1 protein-coding gene is annotated in these 1,512 nt (G+C 71.2%); it reads left to right on the forward strand.

What is annotated here, in order from left to right; translation table 11 throughout:
- Window positions 1-165: 165 nt before the first annotated feature.
- Window positions 166-1,473 carry a glycoside hydrolase family 18 protein gene (locus ACFU7Z_RS39410; RefSeq protein WP_049648976.1) on the forward strand — a complete coding sequence of 436 codons (1,308 nt, stop codon included), beginning with the start codon at window positions 166-168 and terminating at the stop codon, window positions 1,471-1,473.
- The last annotated feature ends 39 nt before the right edge of the window (window positions 1,474-1,512 follow it).

Genomic DNA, 1,512 nt, shown 5'->3' on the forward strand with positions numbered 1-1,512 from the left:
GCATCCCGCGGTCCGGCCTCCTCTTTTTGCGACGGCTTCTCGCAACAGCTTTTTGCATACTGCGCCGGTTGCGGTCGCCCCCTTGTGCGGTGAACGGCGGATGGACTAAACCTCTGTGCCATCTGGTCCAGACCATTTGACGCCGCTTCAGAGAACAGGTCCGGTATGCCCACTCGCGCCTCAGCCCTGCTCGCCGCCGCCACCGTCGCCGCGCTGCTCGCCGCCCCCGCCACCGCCAACGCCGCCGACGGACGGCACGGCCCGAAGCTGAAGGGCCAACGGGTCGGCTACTTCACCCAGTGGGGCGCCGACAGCTCCGCGAAGAGGGTCCAGGAGTCCGGCCAGGCGGCCAGGCTCACCGTCATCAACTACGCCTTCGGCAACGTCTCCGCCGAGGGCACCTGCTTCGAGAGCAACGAGGCCGGCCAAGGCGACGCCCGCAACGACTACCAGCGCTCCTTCTCCGCCGCCGAGTCGGTGGACGGCGTGGCCGACGCCCCGGGCCAGAAGCTGAAGGGCCACCTCAACCAGCTGCGCAAGCTCAAGGCGAAGAACCCCCAGCTGCGCACGGTCATCTCGCTGGGCGGCTGGTCCTGGTCCAAGTACTTCTCCGACGCGGCCGCCACCGACGAGGCCCGCAAGAAGTTCGTCTCCTCCTGCATCGACCTCTACGTCAAGGGCGACCTGCCGGTCCTGGCGGACTCCCCGGAGGGCGGCAAGGGCGCCGCCGCGGGCGTCTTCGACGGCATCGACATCGACTGGGAGTACCCGGGCGGCGGCGGGGACGCGGGCAACGTGGTCCGCCCCGAGGACGGGCACAACTTCACGCTGCTGATGCAGGAGTTCCGCGACCAGCTGGACGCGCTGAGCGGCCGGAAGGGCAAGAAGTACCTGCTGACCGCCGCCGTGGCCGCCAACGAGACGGTCGCCGACCGGCTCGAACTGCCGCAGCTGAGCGAGTCGGTGGACTGGCTGAACCTGATGACCTACGACCTGCACGGCCCGTGGGAGGGCAAGGGGCCGGCCAACCACCAGGCCCCGCTGTACTCCGACCCGGCCGACCCGGACCCGCGCCGGCGCAGTGCCGACCAGGCCGCCGACCACTACCAGGAGCGCGGCCTGCCCGCCGAGCAGCTGGTCCTCGGCGCCCCGCTGTACGGCCACGGCTGGACCGGCGTCGCCCCCGGCAAGCGCGGCGGGCTCTTCCAGAGCGCCACCGCGTCCGCGCCCGACCACTCGTACCAGGAGATCAACGCGCTGCCGGGCAAGGTCTACCTGGACCGCGACCACGGCGCGTCCTGGAAGTACGACGGCACCACGTTCTACAGCTACGACACCGCCGAGGTGCTCACCCAGAAGGCGCGGTACACGCGCTGGAACGACCTGGCCGGGGTGATGGTCTGGTCGCTGGACGGCGACGACGCCCAGGGCAGCGCGATCGCCGCGCTGGACCGCGGCCTGAGCCGCGACTGACCGCTCCCCCCGCCCCGTACCCAGGGCCCGCCGCGGACG

It is taken from the genome of Kitasatospora sp. NPDC057518 (genome assembly GCF_042802075.1).
In the GTDB taxonomy this organism is placed as follows: Bacteria; Actinomycetota; Actinomycetes; order Streptomycetales; family Streptomycetaceae; genus Kitasatospora.

What these genes read in the sequence shown, in the direction of transcription:
- ACFU7Z_RS39410 (WP_049648976.1), top strand. Translation starts at nt 166, where the DNA reads ATGCCCACTCGCGCCTCAGCCCTGCTCGCCGCCGCCACCGTCGCCGCG.